The 22,403-nt window shown below is 66.5% G+C and carries 21 protein-coding genes; 11 read left to right on the top strand and 10 right to left on the bottom strand.

The genetic code is table 11. The annotated features are described in order from the left end of the window. Positions 1-15: 15 nt before the first annotated feature. Both A8950_RS09310 and A8950_RS09315 read right to left on the bottom strand, forming a co-directional pair. Positions 16-600, bottom strand: a complete 585-nt coding sequence (locus A8950_RS09310) for a rhodanese-like domain-containing protein (RefSeq protein WP_133613383.1) — start codon at positions 598-600, stop codon at positions 16-18. A gap of 102 nt (positions 601-702) precedes the next feature. Continuing rightward, the gene (locus tag A8950_RS09315) at positions 703-1,581 is read right to left on the bottom strand and encodes a LysR substrate-binding domain-containing protein (RefSeq protein WP_133613384.1); all 879 of its coding nucleotides are present in this window, start codon (positions 1,579-1,581) and stop codon (positions 703-705) included. A gap of 118 nt (positions 1,582-1,699) precedes the next feature. Between A8950_RS09315 and betC the strand changes: the two genes are divergently transcribed. Beyond that, complete coding sequence (betC, locus tag A8950_RS09320; protein ID WP_243735593.1) at positions 1,700-3,232, top strand: choline-sulfatase; 1,533 nt, start codon at positions 1,700-1,702, stop codon at positions 3,230-3,232. On the opposite strand, the gene A8950_RS09325 is transcribed toward betC, so the two are convergent. Beyond that, positions 3,233-4,231, bottom strand: a complete 999-nt coding sequence (locus A8950_RS09325) for a zinc-dependent alcohol dehydrogenase family protein (RefSeq protein ID WP_208109812.1) — start codon at positions 4,229-4,231, stop codon at positions 3,233-3,235. 116 nt (positions 4,232-4,347) lie between these two features. On the opposite strand from A8950_RS09325, the gene A8950_RS09330 reads away from it, so the two are divergent. Then, positions 4,348-5,193 carry a LysR family transcriptional regulator gene (locus A8950_RS09330; protein ID WP_133613386.1) on the top strand — a complete coding sequence of 282 codons (846 nt, stop codon included), beginning with the start codon at positions 4,348-4,350 and terminating at the stop codon, positions 5,191-5,193. Positions 5,194-5,196: 3 nt separating this feature from the next. Here the strand turns inward: A8950_RS09330 and A8950_RS09335 are convergent, their stop codons facing one another. Then, entirely contained in the window at positions 5,197-7,536 is a 2,340-nt protein-coding gene (locus A8950_RS09335) for an Orn/Lys/Arg family decarboxylase (protein ID WP_133613387.1), read from the bottom strand. Between the two features lie 202 nt (positions 7,537-7,738). On the opposite strand from A8950_RS09335, the gene A8950_RS09340 reads away from it, so the two are divergent. The 4 genes from A8950_RS09340 to A8950_RS09355 are packed head-to-tail and all read left to right on the top strand — an operon-like array spanning position 7,739 to position 9,611. Beyond that, positions 7,739-8,089 carry an ArsR/SmtB family transcription factor gene (locus tag A8950_RS09340; protein ID WP_208109813.1) on the top strand — a complete coding sequence of 117 codons (351 nt, stop codon included), beginning with the start codon at positions 7,739-7,741 and terminating at the stop codon, positions 8,087-8,089. A 1-nt stretch (position 8,090) separates the two neighbouring features. Further along, positions 8,091-8,519, top strand: a complete 429-nt coding sequence (locus tag A8950_RS09345; protein WP_133613388.1) for a YeeE/YedE family protein — start codon at positions 8,091-8,093, stop codon at positions 8,517-8,519. 5 nt (positions 8,520-8,524) lie between these two features. Beyond that, a complete protein-coding gene (locus tag A8950_RS09350) occupies positions 8,525-8,968 on the top strand; it encodes a DUF6691 family protein (protein WP_133613389.1) in 444 nt (147 codons plus the stop codon). A gap of 25 nt (positions 8,969-8,993) precedes the next feature. Beyond that, entirely contained in the window at positions 8,994-9,611 is a 618-nt protein-coding gene (locus A8950_RS09355) for a flavin reductase family protein (RefSeq protein ID WP_133613390.1), read from the top strand. 38 nt (positions 9,612-9,649) lie between these two features. Here the strand turns inward: A8950_RS09355 and A8950_RS09360 are convergent, their stop codons facing one another. The 3 genes from A8950_RS09360 to A8950_RS09370 form a co-directional block, all read right to left on the bottom strand. Beyond that, the gene (locus tag A8950_RS09360; protein WP_133613391.1) at positions 9,650-10,537 is read right to left on the bottom strand and encodes a TIGR01459 family HAD-type hydrolase; all 888 of its coding nucleotides are present in this window, start codon (positions 10,535-10,537) and stop codon (positions 9,650-9,652) included. Positions 10,538-10,542: 5 nt separating this feature from the next. Next, the gene (locus tag A8950_RS09365; protein ID WP_133613392.1) at positions 10,543-11,937 is read right to left on the bottom strand and encodes an EAL domain-containing protein; all 1,395 of its coding nucleotides are present in this window, start codon (positions 11,935-11,937) and stop codon (positions 10,543-10,545) included. A 75-nt stretch (positions 11,938-12,012) separates the two neighbouring features. Further along, positions 12,013-13,113 (bottom strand): quinone-dependent dihydroorotate dehydrogenase, encoded by a 1,101-nt coding sequence (locus A8950_RS09370; protein ID WP_133613393.1) that lies wholly within the window; start codon positions 13,111-13,113, stop codon positions 12,013-12,015. A 508-nt stretch (positions 13,114-13,621) separates the two neighbouring features. Here A8950_RS09370 and A8950_RS09375 point away from each other — a divergent pair. From A8950_RS09375 to A8950_RS09385, 3 genes are all read left to right on the top strand, one after another. Next, complete coding sequence (locus A8950_RS09375; RefSeq protein ID WP_133613394.1) at positions 13,622-14,317, top strand: S24 family peptidase; 696 nt, start codon at positions 13,622-13,624, stop codon at positions 14,315-14,317. Positions 14,318-14,402: 85 nt separating this feature from the next. Then, positions 14,403-14,789 carry a hypothetical protein gene (locus tag A8950_RS19445; protein ID WP_166645093.1) on the top strand — a complete coding sequence of 129 codons (387 nt, stop codon included), beginning with the start codon at positions 14,403-14,405 and terminating at the stop codon, positions 14,787-14,789. A gap of 201 nt (positions 14,790-14,990) precedes the next feature. Continuing rightward, on the top strand, positions 14,991-15,842 hold the full coding sequence (locus A8950_RS09385; protein ID WP_133613396.1) for a branched-chain amino acid aminotransferase: 852 nt from the start codon (positions 14,991-14,993) through the stop codon (positions 15,840-15,842). A gap of 111 nt (positions 15,843-15,953) precedes the next feature. Here the strand turns inward: A8950_RS09385 and A8950_RS09390 are convergent, their stop codons facing one another. The 3 genes from A8950_RS09390 to A8950_RS09400 all read right to left on the bottom strand — a co-directional run bounded on the left by A8950_RS09390 (position 15,954) and on the right by A8950_RS09400 (position 21,106). Further along, positions 15,954-16,364, bottom strand: a complete 411-nt coding sequence (locus tag A8950_RS09390; protein ID WP_133613397.1) for a tellurite resistance TerB family protein — start codon at positions 16,362-16,364, stop codon at positions 15,954-15,956. Positions 16,365-16,490: 126 nt separating this feature from the next. After that, positions 16,491-19,268 carry an ATP-dependent DNA helicase gene (locus A8950_RS09395; protein ID WP_133613398.1) on the bottom strand — a complete coding sequence of 926 codons (2,778 nt, stop codon included), beginning with the start codon at positions 19,266-19,268 and terminating at the stop codon, positions 16,491-16,493. 80 nt (positions 19,269-19,348) lie between these two features. Next, the gene (locus A8950_RS09400; protein ID WP_133613399.1) at positions 19,349-21,106 is read right to left on the bottom strand and encodes a putative bifunctional diguanylate cyclase/phosphodiesterase; all 1,758 of its coding nucleotides are present in this window, start codon (positions 21,104-21,106) and stop codon (positions 19,349-19,351) included. A 345-nt stretch (positions 21,107-21,451) separates the two neighbouring features. Between A8950_RS09400 and A8950_RS09405 the strand changes: the two genes are divergently transcribed. Then, a complete protein-coding gene (locus A8950_RS09405) occupies positions 21,452-21,982 on the top strand; it encodes a hypothetical protein (protein WP_133613400.1) in 531 nt (176 codons plus the stop codon). Between the two features lie 47 nt (positions 21,983-22,029). Beyond that, positions 22,030-22,380 (top strand): helix-turn-helix domain-containing protein, encoded by a 351-nt coding sequence (locus tag A8950_RS09410; protein WP_133613401.1) that lies wholly within the window; start codon positions 22,030-22,032, stop codon positions 22,378-22,380. Positions 22,381-22,403: the final 23 nt, after the last annotated feature.

The following is a 22,403-nucleotide window of genomic DNA, read 5'->3' on the forward strand; positions in this document are numbered from 1 at the left end:
ATCAGCAAGCGCTGGCTAGAAATCCTGGCGCGCGACCGTGAAGTCGCCCCCGCCGGCCGGGGGATAGATCGCGACGAAGCCGGCGGCCAGCAGAGCGGGGAGGCCGCCCGCGACGCGCACCACGCGGGGATGGCCGAGGCGGCGGAGCGCATCCGCGATGGCTGCGTCATTGCTGCCGGCATCGGCGGGATCGCCCACCACCACCACCGGCTGCATGGCCGACACGCCATAGGCGCGCAGGCCCGCGGTCAGAGTGGCGTCGTCGCTGGAAAGGTCGATGCCGTCGATCGGCAGCACGTTGGCGATCGGTTCGGCGAGGCGCCGCGCGGGCGCCCGCGCATCCAGCACCAGGGCGCCGGAGGCGATGAGGGCGCGGGCTTCCTGCACGCCGATGACGGGGTTCTCGGCAAAATCGATGACGTCGAATTTGGTCGGCGCGATGCCGGCCGCCGCATGGCCGGCAAGGCCGGCGAGGTGCGCCAGCAGTGCAATGAGGATCGCCATCGCCGCCACCACAGCGGCAAGGCCCGGCAACTTGCGCAGATTGAGCTTGAGGAATTGAAACGGGGGCAGACTGAACTGGTCGGCGACGCTCTTCATGATCCCATCCGATCGGCGTTGACGCGATTAATAGTCTATCAATTTGATAGACTAAATAGCCAATTAACCGGGAAATGTCAAGCTAGCTGTCTTATCTGCGATCTATTGGGCGGCTTGCACGAGCAGGAAATCGCGCAATGCGCGGGCTGCCGCCGGCAATTTTTCACCCGCCCTTTCAACAAGATAGAAGTTCTCAGCGCATTTGATCTTGGTGCCGAAGGGGGCCATCAGCCGGCCCGATTCCAGATGAGGATCGACAAAGCAGGAGCGCCCGATCAGCACCCCTTCACCGGCAAGCGCCAGATCCAGGGCGAGGCTGGCCGTGTCGAAGACCGATCCGGGCGGTGGCAGATCAACTCCGGCGCCGCGACCCCATTCCCCCCAGCCTTCGGCAAAACCCTCGATTTGGATAAGCCGCTGCCGCCCCAGGAAGGCGGCATCCAGGGGTGGCATCGCCCCGGCCAGCAGGGTGGGCGCGCAGACCGGAAACAGCCGGTCGCGGGTGAGGGGATAGGCGGCGAGGCCCGGCCAGGCGCCGATGCCGCAGCGGATTTCGAAATCGGTCGCCGCGTCGAGTTCAAGCGGCGTCCAGAGAGAGGTGAGCACCCGCACTGGAATCTCGCGCTCGGCTGCCAGGAAGGCCGATAAACGCGGCATGAACCAGAGATGCGCAAAGCCGGCGGTGACGCGGATCGTGACCATGTGCCGGTCGCGACCATGGAACAATTCGTCGGTCCCGGCGCCCAGCCGGTCGAATGCGTCGCGCACCACGGTCAGATAGGAGAGGCCCCGATCAGTGAGGGCGAGGCCCTGGGCGCGGCGCAGGAACAGGGCCTGGCCGAGATGCTCCTCCAATGCCCGCACCTGCTGGCTGATGGCGGCGGCGGTGACGCCAAGCTCCGCCCCGGCGCGGGCAAAGCTGACATGGCGCGCGGCCGCTTCGAAACTGCGCAACATGGCAAGCGGCGGCAGCCGGCGCATCTTCTCCCTCCATCAGGCTAAGCTAAATTTAGCCTCCGGGGTCAGAATTTATCGTTTGTAGCGTTAAATGACAAATATGACACTTGGCCTCGATGCCAACTCAGCCAGGGAATTCCCAATGCCCGCCAAGCAGCCCAATTTCGTCATTTTCATGCTCGACCAGCTGGCACCGCAATTCATGCCGACCTACGGGCACAAGCTGGTCAAGGCGCCCCATCTGCAGAAATTCGCCGAAGAGGGCGTCGTCTTCGACGCGGCCTATTGCAACTATCCGCTCTGCGCACCGGCGCGCTATTCCTTCATGGCCGGGCAGTTGCCGACCAAGATCGGCGCCTGGGACAATGCCGCCGAGTTCATGGCCGAGATCCCGACCTTCGCCCATCACCTCTCGGCGCTGGGCTATGACACCACCCTGTCGGGCAAGATGCATTTCTGCGGGCCGGACCAGCTCCATGGCTTCCACCGCCGCCTCACCACCGATGTCTATCCCTCCGATTTCGCCTGGGTGCCGGATTGGGAGCACCCGGAAAAGCGCCTCGACTGGTTCCACAACATGAACGTGGTGCACGAGGCCGGCATCTGCACGCGCTCGGCCTATCTCGATTTCGATGACGAGGTGGTGTTCCTGGCCAAGCGCCATCTCTTCGATCTCGCGCGCCAGCAGGACAACAAGCCCTTCTGCCTGGTGGTCTCGCTGATCAGCCCGCACGATCCCTATCTGACGCGCCAGGAATACTGGGATCTCTATCGCCATGACGACATCGACATGCCGAAGCTCGCGGCCGGCGACGTCACGGATGATCCGCATTCCCGTCGCATCAAGAACGGCATCGGCATGGACGATCCGGCGCCGACGCCGGAAGCCGTGCGCAATGCGCGGCATGCCTATTACGGCTCGGTCTCCTATATCGACGAGCGCTTCAACGACCTGATGACGGCGCTCAAGGAAAGCGGCTTCGCCGACGACACCATCACCATCGTCACCGGCGACCATGGCGACATGCTGGGCGAGCGCGGCCTGTGGTTCAAGATGAACTGGTTCGAGAATTCGGCGCGCATCCCGATGATCGTGCATGCGCCCAAGCGCTTCCGCCCACGCCGCGTTTCCGCCGCCGTCTCGCAGATCGACATCATGCCGACCCTGCTCGACCTTGCGACCGGCGGCAAGCTGCCGCGTCCGGAAATGTCGATCACCGATGGCCGCTCATTGGTGCCGCATCTCGAAGGGCATCAGGGTCATGACGAGGTGATCGGCGAATACATGGGCGAGGGCGCAAGTGCCCCCGGTATCATGATCCGCCGCGGCAATCTCAAATTCATCCATTGCCCGACCGATCCCGACCAGCTTTACGATGTGGCCAACGACCCGCTGGAGGTGAACAATCTCGCGGGGGCGCCGGAACATGCCGCCTATGTGGCGGCCCTCCGCGCCGAGATCGCGAAAGGCTGGGATCTGGAGGCGATCCGCCGGACGGTCATCGCCAGCCAGCGCCGGCGGCGCTACTTGAACGACATCATCCGCGCCCAGAACGTAGCCTGGGATTACCAGCCGCATTTCGATGCGCGCGGGCAATACATCCGCAACACCGTGCCGATCTTCGAGCTCGAAATGCGCTCGCGCTTCCCGGTCTACAAGAAGGCGGCGGAGTAGCTAGGCGATCTCGACAACCACTTTGCCCAGAGCCGCGCCGCTATCGACGGCGGCATAGGCAAGTTCGGTTGTGGCAAGCGTGTAGCGCGCGGGATCGAGATGCGGCTTGATCTGACCGCTCTCGACCATTTCGGCGGCAGCGGCCAGAATTTCGCCGTGCCGCGTGCGCCCCTGTCCCGACAGCAGGGGATAAAGTGTGAAGACGCCGCTATAGCTGGCGCCTCGGAAAGAAAGCGGCGCCAGCGCATGGGTGCCCCAGCCGAGGCAGGAAACGACGCGACCGGTATAGTGGCGCACGGCGGCAAAGGATGCGTCGAGAGTGGCACCGCCGACGGTGTCATAGATGATGTCGAACCCGGCACCATCGGTGAGCCGCGCCAGGTAGTGTTCAACGCTATCGGCAAGGTAGTCGATGGCCGTCGCCCCCATGGACTCGATTGCGGCGCGGCTCTGGGCGCTACCAGTGGCAAAGACTCGGGCGCCCTTGGCGATCGCCATTTGCACCACCAGCCGACCGACTCCACCGGCCCCGCCATGGACCAGCACCGTATCACCGGGATTGACCTGGGCGCGATCGATCAACCCTTCCCACGCCGTGATTACCACGAGCGGCAGAGCCGCCGCCGCGCGCATGTCGATGTTGGTCGGCTTCCGGGCCAGCAGGTTGGCGTCGACGGTCGCATATTCCGCCAGCGAGCCCTGCAAACCGCCAACACCGCCGATCATCCCATAGACCTCGTCACCGACCCGGAATCGGCTTTCGCCCGGGCCAGTTGCGATGACGGTCCCGGCCATGTCGAGGCCAAGCACCGCCGGCAGTGGGTGTCGAGCATGGGCTGCTACCCCCGCCCTGATCTTGAGATCTAGCGGATTGATGCCACTGGCCGAGATACGCACCACGACCTCGTCCGGTCCGGGTTGGCGCAATTCAAGCTCCACCGGTCGAAAGGGGGTCCGGGGTCCCTCGGCCAGGATGGCCCGTGTTTTCGTCGGCATCATTGTCATCTCCTGCAACGGTTCGGCAGTTCAACAAGCCAACAAATAATTGATCCGTGCGATATTGAATGAGAAGGAACAAGTATGTTCAAACTCCATGCAGAAATGTATGATAGAGCATGAACTGGAGCGACCTCCGGATATTTCTGGCGATCTCCCGAACCGGAACCTTGGGTGCAGCTGGGCGCCATTTGGGCCTGACGCAGCCGACAATGGGCCGCCGGTTGCGCGCTCTCGAGGCGGAAACCGGTCATAGCCTCTTCCAGCGTACCAGCGATGGTTTCGTGCTGACAGATGAAGGGCAAGCCTTGCTCGCTCCAGCCGAGCGCATGGAGGAGGCTGCCCTATCCGCTGAGCGCATACTGAGTGGCGGCGACGCTCTCTCGGGTCTGATCCGCGTTTCTTCTTCCGATTGGTTCGGACTCCATGTTCTCACGCCGGTCTTTACTGAGTTCATCAAGGTACACCCAGGGCTTTCCTTGGAACTCGTCACCGATGCGCGCCTGTTCAGCCTGGCGCGCCGGGAAGCGGACATTGCCTTTCGTATCTCGCCCTTCATGGAACCCGAGATCATCCAGCGCAAATTGCTGCGGATGGAGTATGCGTTCTATGGCAGCCGTGATTGGTCGGGCGACCTGCCGGAAGACGGTGACGGTCTGAGCTTGGTCACAATGGATACATCCTTTGGCAACCTCCCCGATATGCTGTGGCTGCAGCGGAAATTGCCCCGGGCCCGCATAGCCTACCGCAGTAACAACCGAGATGTTCAAGCCAGGGCGTGTGCCATGGGTGCGGGCTTTGCCGTGCTGCCGAGGCCATTGGGTGACAGTATGCGCGAGCTGCGTGTATTCCACCTGGGCGAATCGCCGCCCGGCCGCGATGTCTGGGTTGGCTATCATCGTGACCTGAAACGCACGTCGCGGTTGCGGGCGCTTCTGGACTTCACATTGCAGCGCCTCGCCTGAGCGTCACTCCCGCAAACAATCCACCAGATAAAGATTCTCGCCGTTCTTGCCGGTTTCGAAGCGGATCCCGTGGATGTCGATTTCGAAGCCGGGGAAGCGGCGGTCGAAATCACGGGCGAATTTCAGGTAGTCGAGAATGGGCTCGGCGCCCTCGCCGTAACGCTCCCCCGGCATGATGAGCGGAATGCCGGGCGGGTAGGGCACCAGCATCACGGCGGCCACGCGCCCCGCCAGATTGTCGATGGCAACCGTTTCGTATTTCCCGTGCACCAGCCGGTCATAGGCTTCGGCGGGCTTCATCACCGGTTCGGGCAGGCCGCTGAACATCGCATTCATGCGCGCGGGGATTTTGTCGCCGCGATAACAATCATGCAGACGCTGGCAGAGATCCTTGAGGCCCAGCCCCTGATAGGCATCGCCATGCTTCGCCATGATCGAGGGGAGGGCGCGTTCCAGTGGTTGGTTCTCGTCGAAGGCGCGCTTGAAGGCGAGGAGCTCGGTCACCAGCGTGTTCCACTTGCCCTTGGTGATGCCCATCGAGAACAGCACCAGGAAGGAGTAGAGGCCGGTTTTCTCGACCACGATGCCGCGTTCGCCGAGGAACTTGCTGACCACTGCCGCCGGGACGCCGAAGGCCGGCATGCGGCCGTCGATCTCGAGGCCAGGCGTACGGATGGTGACCTTGATCGGATCGAGGGTGACGAAATCCTTCGCCACCGCGCCATAGCCATGCCAGGCGGCGCCCGGTTTCAGCGTCCAGTCGGCATTGCTGGTCGGACGGTCGAGATCGATGCCGTCCGGCTGCCAGACCGAGAACCACCAGTCGCGCGCGCCGAGGCCGCGCCGCACATCGGCCATGGCGGCGCGGAAGCCGCGCGCCTCCTCATGCGTCTCCTCGACCAGAGAGCGGCCGGCGGGTCCTTCCATCATCGCCGAGGCGACGTCGCAGGAGGCGATGATGCCATAGGCCGGCGAGGTCGAGGTATGCATCATGAAGGCTTCGTTGAAGCGCGCCCAGTCGAAGCGCGGCTTCTCGGCATCCTCGACATGGATCATCGATGCCTGGCTGAAGGCCGCCAGCAGCTTGTGAGTCGATTGCGTGGCGACCACGATAGGATGGCCGGCGCGGGGAAAGCCGTGCCGCCGGCCCATGCCGTGGCGCCCGGCATAGAATTCGTGGAAGGCGGCATAGCCGTACCAGGCCTCGTCGAAATGCAGCACGTCGACGGCGCCGTTGATGGTTTCCTTGATGGCTTCCGCATTGTAGCAGAGCCCGTCATAGGTCGAGTTGGTGATGCTGGCGAGGCGCACGCGCGCCTTGCCCCGACCCCGCGCCTGGCCAAGCCCGCGCGTCAGCGGATTGGCGGCGATGCGCTTCTGGATCGCCTCGGGGCTGAATTGCTCGCGGCCGATGGGACCGATGATGCCGAGCGCATTGCGCTTCGGCTCCAGATAGACCGGTGTCGCCCCGGTCATGATGATCGCGTGCAGGATCGATTTGTGGCAGTTGCGGTCGACCAGCACGATGTCGTCCTTGCCGACGAATCCCTGCCAGACGATCTTGTTGGCGGTCGAGGTGCCGTTGGTGACGAAGAAGCAGTGATCGGCGCCGAAATTGCGCGCGGCGCGCGCCTCGGCCTCCTTCACCGGGCCGATATGGTCGAGCAGCGAGCCCAGCTGCGGCACCGAGATGGAAAGATCGGCGCGCAGCGTGTTCTCGCCGAAGAAATCGTGAAAGGCGCGGCCGACCGGGCTTTTCTTCAAGGCGACGCCGCCGGCATGGCCCGGCGTGTGCCAGGAGAAATTCGAGCGCGAGGCATGTTCGACCAGCGCCTGGAAGAAGGGCGGCAGCAGGCCCTGCAGATAATTCTCCGCCACGCGCTCGATCTGGCGCGCGACGAAGGCCACCGTGTCCTCGTAGAGATAGATCACCTGGCGCACCTCGCCGAGGAGGCCGCGCGTACCTTCCTGCCGCCGCGCCGGCGCCTTGCGGCCGGCGCCACGGGACCTTGCCGCGGGCGGCGTGACCGGTGCCGCATGGGTCTCGGCCAGGGCGATCATCGGCAGGCCGGGTGCGCGCTGGCGGATGCCGGCGACGATCTCCTGCATCCGGGCCTGGGCCGATTTGTCGCCGGCCAACGCCGCCTCGCCGAAGAGGAGCGCGGAGAGGCCGCGATGCGTGGCGGCGACGATGGCGGCATCGGCATAGTCGCCGGTGGTGATGGTGGCAAAGCCGTCCGCCTCCAGATGCCGCGCGATCTCGGCCAGGCGCCGCCCCGCCGCGCTGGGCTGGCCCACCTCGCGGTGCACGATGAGAATTGGAAAGTTGAGATGCTGCACCATCTATCCGACCCCGCAATTTTTCCGCCCGGAGTGTCGCGCGAATCCGTGCCCGGTTGAAACTGGCAGAAAGCCGGGCAGCCCTATCAAGTCACCGACCAATCGCCGGCTGGACTGGCGCTTTGCCGCGACGGACTCCCTATCCCTTGACAGCGGCCAATATATTCGCATATTCGAATGTATGAATAAACGGAACGCCCAGCCGATGCGGGACACCGCTGCCCTGGCGGCCGGCGACATGCTGGCCAAGGCCGCCGAGGCGGCGCGGTTCCTGCGCTCGCTGGGCCAGGAGCATCGCCTTGCCATCCTATGCGCGCTGATCGAGCAGCCCTGCCAGGTGGGCGAACTGGCGGCACGGCTGGGGCTTGCCCAGCCCAAGGTCTCGCAGCATCTCGCCATCCTGCGGGCGGAGGGGCTGGTCAGCGCCACCCGCAGTGGCACGCGCCAGACCTATGCCCTTGCCAACGGCACGGTGGCGACCATCGTCACCGCCCTGCAGGGTGCGTTCTGCCCGGCGCCGGCAATGCCGCCGCGCCAACGAAAAGGAACCGACTGAGATGGACTGGATTGCCTTCGACCCCTTGCGCGCCCTGCTGGGCGGCGCCCTCATCGGCTTTGCTGCCTTCATGCTGATGCTGCGCCTCGGGCGCATCGCCGGGGTGAGCGGTATCCTCGCCCAGGGCGTCTTCGGCGCGGGCGACGAGCGCAGCTGGCGCCTCGCCTTCCTCGGCGGCATCGTACTGGGTGCCATCGCCATGGCCTATGCGCTGGGCGGCTTCCAGCCGGTCTTCAGCGGCGGCTGGCCGGTCCTTGTCATCGGCGGCCTGCTGGTGGGCTTCGGCACGCGGCTGGGCTCGGGCTGCACCAGCGGCCACGGCATCTGCGGCCTGGCGCGCTTCTCCAAGCGCTCGCTGGCGGCGACCCTTACCTTCATGGCCGTCGCCATCGCGACCGTCTTCGTCATGCGCCACGTCATCGCTGGGTGATCATCATGCTGCGTCTCTTTTCCGCTCTCCTTGCCGGTTTCGCCCTCGGTGCCGGCCTCGTCCTCTCCGGCATGGCCAACCCGCAGAAGGTGCTGGCCTTCCTCGACCTCGCCGCCATTGCCAGCGGCGGCTGGGATCCCAGCCTCGCCCTGGTCATGGCGGGTGCCCTCGCCGTGGCCGTGCCCGGCTTTGCCTGGCTGCGGCGCCTGGAGAAGCCGGCGCTGGCCGACAGCTTCGCCTGGCCACAGGCGACCCGGATCGACCGCCCGCTCATCGCGGGCAGCGCCATCTTCGGTCTCGGCTGGGGTCTGGCCGGCATCTGCCCGGGTCCGGCGCTTGCCATTCTCGGCCTCGACGGCTATCAGGCCCTCGTCTTCTTCGCCGCCATGCTCGGCGGCATGGCGCTCCACCGCCTGACCGCCAATCGCCCGGCCCTGCGGCAGGGTTGAGCCGGCCGCATTTCCGGAGCCTTGCATGTTCTATGAACCGCGCCTCGACAACAGCGGCCTTGCCATCGACCCCCTGAAGGCGCTGGTGGTGCCGCGGCCGATCGCCTGGGTCAGCAGCGTCGACCTCGCGGGCCGCGTCAACCTGGCGCCGTTCAGCTTCTTCAACCTGGTGGCCGAGGCGCCGCCGATCGTGGTCTTCGCCCCCTATGGCCGCAAGCGGAATGGCGAGATCAAGGACACCAAGGTCAATATCGAGGCGGTCGGCGCCTTCGTCGTCCACCTTGCCACCTGGGACCTGCGCGAGGCGATGAACGCCAGTTCGGCGCAGCTTCCCCACGGCACTGACGAGGCGGCGCTGGCCGGCCTCGAAATGGTGCCTTCGCGCCTGGTCGCGGCACCGCGCCTTGCCGCAGCACCGGTCGCGCTCGAATGCCGCTACCTGAAGACGACCGATCTCCCCAGCCTTGATCCCGATGAACCCAATGGTGTCATCTTCGGCGAGGTGGTCGGCATCCATATCGATGACGGGCTCATCACCGCCGAGGGGCGCGTCGACATCGCGCGGGCCAAACCGATCGCGCGGCTGGGCTATTCACTCTATGCCGCGGTGACGGAAACCTTCCGCATGACGCGGCCGGACTGAACGCCGCTACCGCCCGCGTCCGCCATCAGTCCAGCCCGCTACCAAACAAGATAGGGCAGTGCATGGGTAGGGCTCGGCGCCCCCGCCGTGATGCGCGCCAGTGCGGCGCGATCGATGGCGCCATCGCGCAGCAATTCGCCATGATGGATGCCGCCGGCGATCAGCAGCGAGCGGGCGCCGATGCCGGCAGCCCCCGCCACATCGGTGCGCAGCGCATCGCCGATACCAAGGACGCAAGCCGGATCGCTGATGCCGAGATCCGCCATGACGCGGCGATAGATGCCGGGATAGGGCTTGCCCTCGATCAGGATGGTCCCGCCCCGCCGGCGATACTCCTCGGCGATGGCCCCGGCACAGATTTCCTCGATCCCGCCGCGATGCACGATGAGATCCGGGTTGGCGCAGATCATCGGCAGTCCGCGCGCCAGCGCCCGCGCCAACAGGGAATCGAAATCCGCCACCCGCACGCTTTCGTCGGCAACGCCGAAGACGATGGTGAAATCGGCCATCTCGATGTCATCGGTAAAGGCGCAATCGGTGCCGCCGAAGTAGCCCCTGTCCTCGACCGCGCCGATGGCAAGGGCGCGGCGGCCCAGCGCGCGATAGGCTGCCTCCGCGCGTATCGCCAGATGCCGCCAGATCATCTCGCCCGAAGTATAGATGCCGGCATAGAGATCCGCGCCGATGCCCATCTCCTCAAGCCGCGGCACCACGCGCGCGATGCGCCGGGGCGCATTCGAGACCAGCGCCACGGCGATGCCCCGCTCTTTCAGGCGACGGAGCGCGTCGAGGGCGGCCGGATAGACCCTGACCCCGTCATGCATGCAACCCCATAGATCCATGACGACAAGCTCGAGGCCGTCGGCAATGGCGCCGAGCCCCGTCGGAAAGGTGGTGGCGGGATGGGCAATCGTTGAATCTGTCATGATACCTATGGTGCGATGTTGGCGCCGCTGCGGGCGAGGCGCGGCTCGCCGAACAGATAGCCCTGGCCGAAATCGAGGTTGAGGTCGAGCAGCTCGAGCAGCATCGGCTCGGACTCGATGTGGTCGGCGATGAGATCGACAGCGAAGGAATCCAGCATGCGCTTGAAATCCTCGGGGTCCTCGCCCAGCGCCCCGGCGCGCGCCGCGGCGATGAGGCGTTCGGCCTCGATCTTCATGAAGCGGAAATGGCGGCTGGAGAGCACCGCCGGGTTGATGTCGAAATGCGTCACCTGGTCGAGGCTGAAGCGATAGCCGAGCTGCGCCAGGCGCTCGAGATCGCCCAAGAGCGCGTCGTCGGCCGAATCCATCGTCCGCTGCGAGAACTCGAACACGATGGCCGGGGCCAGTTCGGCATTCTGCGCCATCAGGTTGATGAATTCGCGGAAGAAGGCGCGGTCGGCCAGGGTATGGTGCGAAATGTTGAGGAAGAAGCCGACGGCGGCATTGGACTTCCTTATGCGCCGCAGGGTCTGGATGCAGCGGAACAGCAGCATGTTGTCGATCGCCGTTACCAGGCCGTGGCGCTCGGCCAGCTCGATATATTGTTCGGGAATGAGCACGCGGCCATCCGCCACGCGGATGCGCGAGAAGCATTCGAAATAGCGCCGCTTTCTCTGCGGCAGGCTGACGATGGGCTGCAGGGCAAGCTCGACGCCGCTCTCGCGCAGCCCGTCGCGCAGCGCATCCAGGATCTCGCCCTCGCCAAGATCATAGGCGACCGGCGGCATCGGCAGGCTGGCATTGCTGCCGGCACCGGCGCCGGTGCCGGCAGTTGGTGGCGGCGCTGGTTGGCGCAGCGGCTGGTCGAGGGGGATGGCCCTTTCTTCCTGTCCGTCGCCGCCGTTGCGCGCCTTCTCAACCACCAGCTTCGGCCCCGGTGCTGCCGGTATCGCTGCCGTCGCCTGGGCGGCCTGTGGCTTCGACGCGCCGGATGCGGCCGATGCCGCGCCCGGCCTGGTGCGCGAGCTGTAGAGCTGTTCGATCAATTGCTGCAGCACCTTCACCTCGGCGACGACGCCGCCGACATCCTGCGCCGGTTCCTTGGCGAGGTTGGCAAGCGTCGCGCGCAGCTGCAGCAGATCGTCCTCGATGCGTCGCTGGTCGCGCAGGATCGCCTCGAGCTGGCGGGCGAGGGTGGCAAGCGAACTCTCCTGCCGGCGCGCGCGGCTGCCGGCGAGGGCCGATTGATGCGAGAGGCCGCCGGCCAGGAAGACGAAGCCGCCGGCGATGGCGCCGAGGATCGGCGAAACGCTGGGCACGAATTGCGGCAGCCAGATGGCAAGGCCCACGGCCGCCAGCACATAAAGCAGGAAAAGCAGGAAGTTCCCCGAGCGCTTCATGGCTCTAGACCTATCCCGAGGCCGGGGGCGAAGCCACCGAAAAGTTGGCTGGCCCGGGGGTATCCGGCGGGTGCCTCAGCGATGGTCGGCACCGACCACCTCCGCGACATGGCCGAAGCCGTCCTGCGCCAGCAGCGCCGGCAATTCCCTGGCGATGCGCGCCGGCAGGCCGGGCCCTTCATAGACCAGCGCCGAATAAAGCTGCACCAGACTGGCGCCGGCGCGGATCTTGGCATAGGCCTCGGCCGCACTGGCGATGCCGCCGACGCCGATCAATGGCAGCCGACCTTCGGTCAGGCGATACATATCGCGCAGCAGCGCGGTCGAGGGGCCGAACAGCGGCGCTCCGGAAAGGCCACCCGCCTCGTTCTGCCAGGCCGCGCCAATCTCTGCCGGGCGTTCGATCGTCGTATTGCTGATGATGAGCCCGTCGAGGCCGCGACTGGCATGGTTGCCACCGTGACGGCCGAGGGCCACCTCCGCGATATCGACGCGGTCCTCGGCGGTGAGGTCGGGTGCGATCTTCAGGAGCAGCGGCGGCCGCCCTCCGTTCGGCGCTACCGGCAATGCATCGCGCGCGGCACGCGCGCGATCGATCAGGGCGGCGAGCGGGGCGCGCCCCTGCAATGCGCGCAGCCCTGGCGTGTTGGGCGACGAGACGTTGATGACGAGATAATCGGCAAAGGGGCCGAGGCAGGCGATTCCCTTCTCGTAATCGGCGGCGGCATCCGCGGTTTCCTTGTTCTTGCCGAGATTGACGCCGACAATGCCCCCGGCGCGGTCGCGCGCGGCGAGGCGCGCCGCCACCGCCTCCATGCCATCATTGTTGAAGCCCATGCGGTTGACGACGGCGCGCGCCTGCGGCAGGCGGAAGAGTCGCGGCCGCGGATTGCCGGCCTGGGGTAGCGGCGTGACACTGCCGATCTCGACGAAGCCGAAGCCGAGCCCGAGCGCGCCGGCATAACATTCCGCATTCTTGTCGAAGCCGGCGGCAAGGCCGATCGGATTGGGGAAATGCCGGCCCCAGATACGCTGCGCCAGCATGGTATCGGCCGGCCGTTGGCCACCGGATCCGCAACCGGCCAGCGCGCGCACGGCGAGGCGATGCGCGCGTTCGGCGTCGAGCCGGAACAGGAGCGGCCGCAGCAGCGGATAAAGGTCGGAAAGGCGGATCATCTTTCTGCTGCCCGGATTGGATCACGCGGCACACCCGCCGCTGGTGGCAGGGCGGCGGATGCTGGTGCGGCCTGGGCGATGCCCGGCGGCCGTCCGCACGAATGTTTGTATTCTAACATGTAGTGAAATTCCCAAGCAGCGTCGGTCTGCCGCGATCGCCCAGTTTTTTTTGGCTGGTTTCCAGCGTCGTCCAGTAATTCGGCTTTTCTTCCCATCATGCCTGCGAGTTATTTACAACCAATTATCAGTAAATACCTTGTTCTTTCCTTGGGCGACCTGGGATAAAATGATTTTTGTCTTGGTTAGGAACGGGCATCGCTTCGGGGGGAGCGATGTGCGACAGGACAGCGAGCATACCCAGGTGCCATGCCTGAGTCGGACGCGGATCGCGTATGTCGGACAGGCGCAGGCAACAGGGATGCAATACTGGGAGAAGGCTTAGAAACGCTCGGAAACTGGGGCTGCAGGAAGCGAGTCGTATTCTGACGTAACGTTAGGAGACGCCATCGTGACAGTTCCCATGCTGCAGCATGCCGATGTTTGGCGCGGTATCGACCGGCTGGCCGCCAAGCACGGCCTTTCCGCTTCCGGTCTTGCCCGGCGTGCTGGGTTGGATCCGACCGCTTTCAACCCGTCAAAGCGCATCACGCGCGAGGGACGGCCGCGCTGGCCCAGTACCGAATCCCTGTCGAAGATCCTGGCCGTCACCAGTGAACCCTTCATCGACTTCGTTCTCCTCACCGGCGCGCATGGCGGTGACGCGGTCAGCAACGGCCATGGCGGCGCGGAACTGGCGGAGCGGGGTGCTGCTGCGCGCGGCAGCCGCATCGTGCCCGTCCTGCCGCTGGAGCGGCTGGCCACCGAGCATTTCTCAGCGGCGGGGCAGCCGGTCGGCGCCGGCTGGGGCCATCTCGATTTCGACGGCAGTATCGGCCGCGATGCCTTCGGCATCGAGATCAGCGGCAGCGAGTTCGATCCCGTCTACCGTGACGGCGATACGCTGATCGCCAGCACCGGGGCCGAGATCCGCCGCGGCGACCGGGTGGTGCTGGGGCTCGGCAGCGGCGGCATCCTGATCCGGCGGGTGGCGCGGCACGATGCCGATGGCTACTACACCGAATCGATCGGCCCGTCCGGCCGCGCGCAATTCCTCACCAATAGCGAAGTCCGCTTCGCCGCCCGCATCATCTGGGTCAGCCAGTAACGCCGGACACTTTCATCCGACGCGAGTTCATGATATGTTCCATTCGGCCGCAAATGAGGATCCAGCGGCCGAAAGGGGGCAGGTCATGCCGAACGACCATCCGATCGCCTTCAATCGCCCGGCAGCAGGGCCGACGGCAGCAGGGCCGATAGTGGCCACCCCACCGGCGCCCGGTCCAGCGACATCGGGCGACAGCGCAAAGTGCTACCCGGGCGCCATCGATGCCGGACTGGCTTTTGACATCCTGCCCTGGCTGGCTCGGCGGCAGGCCAGATTCGGCTCCGACGGCGCGGCGCGGCTTGCCGAACTTCACGCCCGGCGGCACGAGATCGACGGCATCAGCCGCCGCCTCGCCGCGGCGGCGCAAGATCGCTGCCGCGATGTCATGGCGGCGGAGGTGCAGGGCGCGCTGCGACAGCTGCGCCAGGCTAGCCTCACCCTCCTGGCCGAGATCGCCCGGTCGGGGAAATAACCGCAATCGCACCCCCCACCGGCGGCACCGGCAGCATCGTTGTCGCCCGGGCCAGGGATCCGGCATCCGGCGGGAATGCTTGACGGCATCCGAACGCCCGGCCTAGCGTTTTACCTGTCAATTCCACCGCGCCGGCCCGTCATGCCGGCCCGCCATGCATTCATGGCGGTGATGTGGCGGCGGGGCAGAACGAGGTGCGCCATGGATCAATGGCATTTCATCGACGGCAAATGGGTGACCGGCAATCCACCCCTGATGCGGGCCTTCGACCATGCCACCTGGCTGATGGGCGGCATCTTCGACGGGGCGCGCGCGTTCGACGGCGTCACCCCCGATCTCGACCTGCATTGCCGCCGCGCCGTGCGCTCGGCCGGCAATGTCGGCCTGCGCTCGCCCCTTTCCGCCGGCGAGATCGAGGAGATCTGCCGCGACGGCATCGCGCGTTTCCCGCGCGGCAGTCATCTTTACCTGCGCCCCTTCATGTGGTCCGAGGATGGCTGGATGGCGCCCGACCCGGCCAGCACGCGCATTTGCATTTCGGTGACCCTGACGCCGCTCCCCGAACCGAAACCCTGCCGTGTCATGATCTCGCGCTTCCGCCGCCCTTCGCCGGAAACGGCGCCGACCGATGCCAAGGCGGTCTGCCTCTATGCCCAGGCGGGGCGTGCCTCGGGCGAGGCGCGCGCCGCCGGCTTCGACGATGCGGTGATGCTGGACCCGCTCGGCAATGTGGCGGAATTCACCGGCTCCAATCTCTGGATCGCCAAGGACGGGGCCGCCTATACCCCGGCCCATAACGGCTGCTTCCTCAACGGCATCACGCGCCAGCGCCTCATTCGCCTGTTCATGGCCGCCGGCATCCCGGTCTATGAGCGCACGCTGTCGCCGGCCGATCTCATGGATGCCGATGAGATCTTCTCGACCGGCAATTTCGGCAAGGTGCTGCCGGTGACCGGCATCGGCGATCGCGATCTCGATTTGGGCCCGCTCTATCGCCGCGCGCGCCAGCTCTACATGGATTTCGCCCACGGCGATCTGCGCTCGGCGGCGTAGACAGGCACCCCTCATCCCAGCCCCGCGCCCCGCACCATACCTGCGCCCCGCGATAGCGGGGAAAAGGTGCGGGCGAAGGGTGGTGGCAACCGCCAGTTCGTCGGCTTTGATCTACAGCGTCATGTGGCGCGCGCGGGCGCCGCGTTCGATGGCGGCGGCGACCAGCTTGCCGACCTTCAGCTCATAGCGGATGAGGTCCAGCATGCGGGCCTCCTCCTGGCTAACCTTGCCATCGGCGGCGGCGACATCGCAGGCCAGCGCATAGGCGGTTTCGCGGAATCGCTCCGGCAGGTGGTCGGAAATGGCCTTCAGCACACCGTCAAGGCCGTTCTTGCCGTTCAGCAGGTCGACGCAGGAGGCGGCGGTCTTGGCGATCTTGGCCTTGTCGAAATCGCGGAACACCGGCAGGTGTCCGACCATGTCGCCGATCGACTGCATCTCGGCATCGGTCATGTCCCGATCCGCCGCCGACACCAGGATCATGGTGTAGATGAGGGCGGTGTGGTGGTTGATGCTCGCCATGGCGAAAATCCTGTCGGCTGAAAATGGGAAGGCTCGCGGCGGCTGCCGGAACGGCGCCACAATAGCGGCGGGCGGATATCCGCTCAAGCCCCCGGAAAACGGCCGGAATCAGGCAAAATCCGCGACCTACGCCGGACCCAGGAAGGCGCGCACACCGGCGATCGCGTCCTTGAGACCGATCCGCTCGACCGTGATCTCCGCCGGAAAGGCCGAGAGCAGGCGGCTCGGCATCGCCTTGTCGAGGAGCACGAAGACGCCGCGATCATCGGCCCGCCGGATGAGGCGGCCGAAGGCCTGTTTCAGCTTGAGGCGAGTCAGCTGGTCCTCATAGGCGGTGCCGCCGAAGGCCTGCTTGCGCGCCCGGTGGAGGAGGTCCGGGCGCGGCCAGGGCACACGGTCGAAGACGATGAGGCGCAGCGCATCTCCCGGCACGTCGACGCCGTCGCGCACCGCATCGGTGCCGAGCAGGCAGGCATCGCGGTCGCCCCGGAAGATGTCGATGAGGGTGGCGTTGTCCATCGCATCGACATGCTGGGCGAGCAGGTTGAGCCCGGCCTGTTCCAGGGCGGGGGCGATGCGCCGATGCACCTCGCGCAGGCGCTGGATCGCGGTGAAGAGGCCGAGCGCGCCGCCCCTTGCCGCCAGGAACAGGGTGCGATAGGCGGCGGCCACCTGCGCCATGTCGTCCTTGTCGAGGTCGGTGACGATGATGACCCTGGTCTGGCGCGCATAGTCGAAGGGCGAGGGCACGCGCAGGCGATAGGCGGGCAGCGGCAGATGCACGGTCCCGGCGCGCGCCTCAGCCCCCGCCCAGGCCAGTTCCGAGCCGCTGCCATCGGTCAGCGTCGCCGAGGTGACGACGATGCCGTGGGCCGGCTTCATCACGGTTTCCGCGAAGGGCAGGGTGGGATCGAGAAAATGCCGGTACATGCCGAGATCGAGCTCGCGCCCGTCGCTGCGTTCGAGCCCGAACCAGTCGACGAAGGTTTGTTCCCGCTCGTCCTCGGCCATCGGTGCCGTGAGTGCTGCCAGCATGTGGCGCCAGGCGCCGGCCTCGCCATCGGCGCGGCGCACGAGGCCGCGGGCGAGCGCATCAAGGCGCTGGCGCTGCGCGCTGTCGAGGGAATCCGCTTCCTCGTCCAGGCGCCGCATCAGTCTTGCGGCCAGCGCCAGCATCGGCTGGGTCAGTTGCTTCAGGCCGCGTTCCAGTGTCACCGCCGCCAGCGCGACCGCATCTTCCAGCGGTGCGGTCGCACATTCCAGGCTGTAGCCGCTGCGCGGGCTGGCACTTCGCGCCAGCACCTGGTGTCTGACCGCCAGCAGGAAGCGCTCGCCAGCCCCCAATGGCTGGCCGTCGATCACGCGCTGCTGCCAGCCTTCGCCGGCGAGGAGTTTCGCGGCAGCCAGCACGTCCTCGACCAGTTGCGGCATCTCGGCATCGTCGAGCAGCAGGTCGTCGAGGCGGCGCTTGAGGCCCCGCGCGCGGCTCGACCGGCCGCCCTCGGCGCCCAGCAGCCAGCGCCTTAAGTCCGTCATCTCCTGCCCGGTCAGATGCGCGGCAAAGGCGCTGTCGGTGGCGCTGAACAGGTGATGGCCCTCGTCGAAGACATAGCGCGTCGGCAGGCGCTGTTCCTCGCTCTGCTCCGCGCCACCGTTCAGCGCCGCCTGGATCATCACCAGCGCATGGTTGGCGATGACGATCTCGGCCTTCTTTGCGCGCCTGACCGAGCGTTCGATGAAGCAGCGCGTGTAATGCGGGCAGGCGGCATAGATGCATTCGCCGCGCCGGTCGGCCAGCGAGAGGCTGCGGCCCGGGCCAATGAGATCGGGCAGCCAGCCCGGGAAATCGCCGCCGACCATGTCGCCGTCGCGCGTCGCCATGACCCAGCGCGCGGCGAGGCCGAAGCCGACCGCATCCACGGGGCGCGTCGACAATTGCGCGCCCATCTCGGCCAGATTGAGCAGGCAGAGATAGTTCTCGCGCCCCTTGCGGATCACCACCTTCTGAGCCTTCTGCGCCGGATTGGGGTAGAGGCGGTCAAGCTCTTGGTCGATCTGGTGCTGCAGATGCCTGGTATAGGTGCTGATCCAGACCGGTCCCTGGTTGCGTTCGGCCCAGAGGCTCGCGGGGGCGATGTAACCCAGCGTCTTGCCCACCCCCGTGCCGGCCTCGGCCAGCACCACTTGGGGTGCCCCTTCCTCGGCGCGCGGCGTGAAGGCGGGGACGAGGCCGGCCGAAAAATCCGCCTGTGCCGCACGCTGCTCGGCATGGGCGCCTGTCAGTTCGGCCAGGCGCCTTCGCGTCTCCTCGGCCTGGACCGGCTGGTGTCCGGGCTCCGGCGGCGGCGCGCCATCCGCCCATTCGGGGAGGTCGTCCCAGACGCCGATACCCGGGGCAGGCTTGCCGTCGTCGCGCCGGAAATCGAGCGCGGCCAGCACCAACGGTGCCCAGGCCCAGCCGGCCCGCGCCATTGCCCAGGCCAGACCGATTACGCGCCGGCGCTGGCGGTTGAGGGCGCGGAGTTCGCCCAGCAGCAGCCGTGCCGATTCATGCAGCAGGCGGATCTCGGCGGCGGCATCGTGATGCGTGGGGACAGCGAGGCCCAAAGCCTCGGCGAGACCCTTGGCCGTCGGCAGGCAGAAGCTCGCCGGCCGCACGAAGGCATAGAGCTCCAGCAGATCGAAGGCGGCGAACCGATCGGTGCGCAGGCGCCTTGCGCAGGCCGGCCCGTGCACCAGCAGGGGCGCGCGCGCGCGGGCACTGAGGGCCACTGTCGCCTGACTGACATGCTCGGGCGCCGCATCGCCCCGCTCCAGCCAGAGCGCCGCGCCATGCAGGGCGAGCAACGCCGGCAGATCGGCGAGTGGGACAATCCGGTCGGGAGATGTACCGCTTTCGTTCATCACCGCGCTTTATGGCGCAGCCATGCGGCGATGGCAATGTGGGCTTGGGATGCGGGTGCGGAGTGGTGTCGCCGGCGGCGTCAGCCGGCCGGCTGGATCCTGGCGCCGATCGGCCAGGGGCGATCGAATTGCGGGCGGCCGTAATAATAACCCTGCAGGTAGTGGACGCCGGCATTGATGAGGACGCTGGCATCGGCGTCGTTCTCGACGAACTCGGCCACGGTTTCGAGGCCGAAGGTGCCGGCGAGGCCCATCAAATTGCGGATGAACAACTGCTGGTCGGCATTGTTGGCGAGGTTGCGTACGAAGGAGCCGTCGATCTTGACCAGGTCGACGGTCAAGGCCTTCAGGTGCCGGAACGAGGTGAAGCCGGCGCCGAAATCGTCGATCGCGACGCGGCAGCCGACATCGCGCACGACATTGACGAAGCGGGCCGATTCCTCGATGTCGTGGAGTGCTGCCGTCTCGGTGATCTCGACGATCAGCCGCTCGGCGATCGAGGGCGTCGCCTTCACCGCGGCGATGAGGGCGCGCAGCCAGGATTGGTCGGTGGCGGTGAGGCCGGAGATGTTGAGCGAGAGCACGGCAGCCGGGTCGCGCCGCAACTCGCCCACCGTCATGTCGAGGACATAGCGGTCCATCAGGCGCGTCATGCCGAGCTGCTCAACCACCGGGATGAAGGCGCCAGCCGGCAGGATCTTGCCGTCCTCGTCGCGCATCCGCAGCAGGCATTCGTATTTCGAGACGGTCAGGGTCTGTGCCGCCACGATCGGCTGGTAGGTGAAGATCAGGCGCTCCTCGCGCATCGCCTGCTGCACCTGGGTGCCGATGTCGAGCGTGCGGCGATAGAGCAGGGTCTGCTGTTCCGAGGGGCGGTAGACATTGGCGCAGCAGCGCCCCGCCTTCTTGGCATAGGCGAGGGCCGATTCCGCCTTGGTCATCACCTCATAGGCGGTGTTGACCAGGCCCGGGAACAGCACGCAGCCGATCGAGACGGTGACCGGGATGGACTGGCCGTTGATCTCGATCGCCTGGTTGCGCATGGTCTCGATGATGCGGTCCATGCATTGGGTGACGCATTCCTCCGGGCAATTGCCCAGCAGCACGCCGAAGCGGTCGCCGCCGAGGCGCCCGATGATGTCGCTGGCGCGCAGCACACGGTCGAAGCGCTGGCCGATCGCCACCAGCACGGCGTCGCCGATCTCGTAGCCATAGGCGTTGTTGACCATGGCAAGCTTGTCGACGCCGATCACCAGGAAGGCGCCGGCAAGGCCGAAGCGGCGCGCGGCGGAGAGGGCATGGTCCAGCTCGTCGCGCAGGCGCGCGCGGTTGAAATGGCCGGTCAGCTCGTCGTAATTGGCGATGCGCTCGAGGCGCGCCTCGTTCTGCTTCCTTTGCGTGATGATGCGCATGGTGCCGGACATGGCGCGCGGCATGCCGTTGGCGTCCAGCTCGACGCGGCCGCGGTCATGCACCCAGATGACGATGCCCTGGGCGTTGCGGACGCGGTACTCGCAGTCATAGGTGTCGCCCTGGCTGAAATGGTCGGAGAGCGCCTTGAGGCGCCGCGGCAGGTCCTCGGGATGGATGCGGTTGTTGAAGCCATGGCCGCTGGCGATGGCCTGCTCGGCCTCGCCCAGCACCTCTTCCACGTCGCCGGCCCAGTTGAGCCGGTCGGAAAGGATGTCCCAGCGATAGAGAATGTCGCCCGAGCCGCGGATCGCCTGTTGCAGCCATTCGGGTGCCGCGCGCGGGCTGTCGGAATCGCCGGCGATCGCGTCCAGAACCGAATCCGGCGACAAAGGATCAACCTCTTGCTCGTTCCTCAGGGCCGTCACGAGCGCTCCTCAATCGCCACCGCCTGCCAACAGACAGAGACCCTAACGCCGAGAGTCTAAACAAAGTCCTAAAAGTTGACTCATCGGCCATATTACGGGGCCATGTCGCGGGCCATATTCCGGGCCGGTTCCGATCCGACCGGCCTGGGGCCATTCTGTGACATCGCCGACCAGAGATATGGTAAACATTTGTTTACCATAAATATTTCGCCCCGCGGCCGGCCGATCACGGATCTGGATGTGTGCTTCCGGCGGTTTCTGCCGGGGCGGGGGCTTGTGCCTCAATCGAATTTATCTAAAATTCTATCTAATTCTCCAGCCACCCCCCGAACCGAAGCGGATTTGATGGCCGAGATCGGTCGCCTGCTCTTTCTGCCGCCACCGGCCGTTCCCGGCCGGGCGGGAACGATTCAGCCGGGCGGTTCGCAGCCTGCCCAGATCTCGCCAAACCGGTATCCGGCGAACCAGTCTCCCGCGGCGGGGGGGATCGGTGCCGCGGAGGGGGCGGCGGACCGACAGGAAAATGCCCGCGCCAAGGCCTTCCGCTTCCGGGTCTATGACGGCGGCAGGCCGGATGAAAGCCTCTCCGGCAATGCCGGCGTGCCGGCGCGGGATGCCGCCGCGAACCGCGCCGCCGGCGCCGAGGCGCGCCGCGAATCGGCCGCTGCCGGCGAATCGCGCCGGGTGCCGGCAGATGCCGTTACCGCCAGCGGGTTCTCAGCCCCCTTTCTGGCCCAGCTCATCGCCCAGGAGCAGCTGCGCCCCGGCCTCTACGATCCGCCGCTGCAGCAAGCCGACCGCGCCTACCGCCAGGCCGGCGGCGAGCCGGCGCTGGCCGATGGCAGCGGCGCGGCACGCTTCCGGCTGGCGGTCTAGCCGTCCTGTTGCCGGCGACTCCGTCCCTCCCGTAATCTCGCCGCCGCATGACACCCTTCGGACAGAAGCTGCGCGAACTCCGCCAGCAGCATGAGCGCCAGCTGAAGGACATGGCGAGGGCCCTCAAGGTCTCCTCCGCCTATCTCTCGGCGCTGGAGCACGGCCATCGCGCGCGTCCCAAGGCCGGCTTCGTGCAGCAGGTTGCCGCCTATTTCAACCTCGCTTGGGACGAGGTAGACGAGTTGAAGGCGCTGGCCGACCTCTCCGACCCCAGGGTCACGATCGAGACCGGCGGGCTGTCGCCGCTGGCCACCGAGCTTGCCAACCGCCTTGCCAGGCGTATCGCCGATCTCGACGCGGACACGCTGGGCGAGATCAACGAGCGGCTGAAGCGCTGACATTGCGGCCCACGGCAATCTGA

Origin of the sequence: Dongia mobilis, from assembly GCF_004363235.1 — a bacterium.
Taxonomy (GTDB): domain Bacteria; phylum Pseudomonadota; class Alphaproteobacteria; order Dongiales; family Dongiaceae; genus Dongia; species Dongia mobilis.